The organism is Nocardiopsis sp. TNDT3, from assembly GCF_003427465.1.
GTDB classification, from domain to species: domain Bacteria; phylum Actinomycetota; class Actinomycetes; order Streptosporangiales; family Streptosporangiaceae; genus Nocardiopsis; species Nocardiopsis dassonvillei.
The window spans coordinates 1-2,665 of record NZ_QPFC01000378.1 but is presented as its reverse complement, the minus strand read 5'-3'; the positions used below and the strand labels follow the sequence as shown (position 1 = coordinate 2,665).

General features: G+C 71.7%; 2 protein-coding genes and 1 pseudogene. 2 read left to right on the top strand and 1 reads right to left on the bottom strand.

Features of this window, described 5'->3' with window-relative positions:
- Positions 1-266 (bottom strand): annotated as a pseudogene (locus DQW06_RS10040) (protein-L-isoaspartate(D-aspartate) O-methyltransferase); the annotation flags it as partial.
- Positions 267-722: 456 nt separating this feature from the next.
- Between DQW06_RS10040 and DQW06_RS10035 the strand changes: the two are divergent.
- Positions 723-2,216, top strand: coding sequence for a helix-turn-helix domain-containing protein (locus tag DQW06_RS10035; RefSeq protein ID WP_013152316.1), 1,494 nt, complete (start codon positions 723-725; stop codon positions 2,214-2,216).
- A partial coding sequence (locus DQW06_RS10030; protein ID WP_117198339.1) for a hypothetical protein occupies positions 2,213-2,665 on the top strand: 453 nt, incomplete at its 3' end. The genes DQW06_RS10035 and DQW06_RS10030, both read left to right, overlap by 4 nt.

The following is a 2,665-nucleotide window of genomic DNA, read 5'->3' as shown; positions in this document are numbered from 1 at the left end:
GGCGCCGGGGACGAGGACGTGGGCTCGCCGGGGCCGTAGCGGGCGCCGTCGTCGACCTGGGTGACGACGGGAACGTCGGCGTAGGCCGCCTCCAGCCACCGCAGTTCGCCGCGGTAGCGGTCCACGGGCACGCCCGTGTCGGGGTCGGCGATCTCGTCGGGCAGGAACAGGTGCCGCGGCACCGCCGCGAAGGCCCCGCGCCACTCCGCGGCCAGAGCGCCCTCCTCGACGAGGCGTTCGACCATCCTCTCGTGCGGGGGGATCATCTGCCGCACCTCCCGCACCGTCTGACGCACTGTGCGCTGACGCCCCGGGCACGCCGGGCGTGCCCGACGTGTCCGCCGTACTCGATGCGCTCGCTGTAGCCGTCAGGTCCGGAGTGTCCGGCGGACGGAGCACGCCCGGCGTGCCCGGGAGGCTCGACGCGTCCGATGTGTCCGGGGCGCCCGCTCAGGTCGTGCCTTCCGCGCCGACGGACGGGCGCGTCACTCGTGTGAACAGCACCGACACCGGCTCCGGACCCGTGGCCCGCGCCGCCGCCGTGCCCTGCCTGTGGGGTGGAGGTCACCGCTCTTCTCCTCGGGGGGGTCCCCGGCATGGACGAACCAGGGTCTTGCGTCCATTACGGGGACGGGAGTTTCCGGGTAAGGATTACTACGGAAGATGTAACGCCGTTCGTCCACGAGGACGGAATTCCGTGCCGATATACACCGGCGGTATGCATGACGAAATCCCAGGTCGGTCCACGTCTTTCCCCGTCACGGGCTTTCTGGGCCCGTGCCGACGTCCTGCGGTCGCTGGCCGAGCACGACGCCGGAGCCCTGTTCGGGCTCGTCCGACAGCACACCGGCGCCAGCCAGCAGACGATCGGCTCCGCCGTCGACATGGCCCAGCCACACGTGAGTGCGATCATGGCGGGAAGGCGCCTGGTCACCGCGCTCAGCACGTGGCAGCGCATCGCCGACGGCCTGGCCATGCCTTCCGAGGCCCGCCGGACCCTGGGCCTCGCTGATTCGGGTGACGAGTATTCGAAGGGCGTTTCCTGGACAGAATCCTCTCTGCAAGAAGGCGATTTATGGTCCGCGTCCAGAACGGCGCAGGACATCGTCGACATCACGCTGAAGGACCTGATGAAACGCAGAGACGCATTCGCGGTCGGCGGCGCGCTCCTGATGGGCGCCGCGCTGACGGAGACGCTGGAACACTGGCTGCTGCCCGGCCCGGCCGCCCCCGGCCTGGTCCGCGGCACCATCGGAGAGGCCGAACTGGGGCGCATCGAGGCCGCCACCGTGGCGCTGCGGCACTGGAACGACCGGTGGCGCCTGGGCGTGCGCCGCAAGGCCGTCGTCGGACAGCTCTCGGAGGTGTCCGAACTCGTGGAGACCCCCCAGCCCGCCTCCGTGCAGAACCGGCTGTTCGCGGTGATGGCCGAACTGTCCAAGACCGTCGCCTCGATGTCCTTCGACGCCGGCGACCACCCCACCGCGCAGCGGTACTACACCCTCTCCCTGCGCGCGCTCCACCAGGCCGGACCCGAGCACCGCCCCTACGGCGTCGGGGTCCTGGCCGACATGGCCCGGCAGATGCTCGACCTGCACCGGCCCGAGGACGCCCTGGACATCTCCCGCCTCGCGCTCGACAGCGCGGACTCCACCGGCGCGCCCGCGCTCGTCCGGGCGATGCTGCGCACGCGCGAGGGCTGGTCCTACGCGCGGATGGGCAGGTCGGAGGCCTACCGCCGCACCGTCATCCAGGCCGAGGACCTCCTGGAGGGCGCCAACGGCGAGGAGGTGCCCGACTGGGTGGGCGGCTTCGACCACGCCGAGCTGGCCGGGGTGGTCGGCGCCCGCTACCGCGACCTCGCGGTGCTCCAGGAGGACCCGGGCGCGCGCCGCAGGCACGCCGAGTCCTCCGCCGCCTACATCACCAAGGCGCTCCAGCTGCGCGCGCCCTCCGGCAAGCGCGGCCGCGCCTTCGACCTCATCGGGCTGGGCCGCACCTACCTGCTGCTCGACGAGCCCGCCGAGGCCGCCCGGGTGGTGCGCCAGGCCGCGGCCCTCGAACCCTCCCTGGGTTCGGGCAGGGTCCGCAGACGCCTGCGCGACTGGTACACCGAGTCCGCCACGCACCACCGCGACCCGCACGTGGCCGCGGTCCGCGATGAGTTATCACATACGCTGCTGCACCATCAGCGAAATGTGAAAGGGATGACGTGACTCGTATCGGAATCACCGGTCATTCGAATCTTTCCGGCGACAGCGTCACTTTGGTGCGCAAAGCGCTGGTGGCGGCACTCGACCCCCACGCCGACGACAGGCTCGTCGGCGTCTCCTGCCTGGCGCGCGGCGCCGACCAGCTCTTCGCCGAGGCCGTGCTGGACGTCGGGGGCAGACTGGAGGTGGTGCTGCCCTCGGCCGACTACCGCGAGGCCAAGGTCAAACCCGCCAACCTCGACCGCTTCGACGACCTGCTCGTGCGCTCCTCACTGGTGCGCTACATGCCGCACCGGCGGGCGGGCCGCGCCGCCTACGAGGACGCCAACGAGGCCGTCCTGGACTGGGTGGAGCTGATGTTCGCGGTCTGGGACGGCCAGCCCGCCGACGGCATGGGCGGGACCGCCGACGCGGTCGAGGCGGCGCGGGTGAGGGGCGTGCCGGTGGAGGTC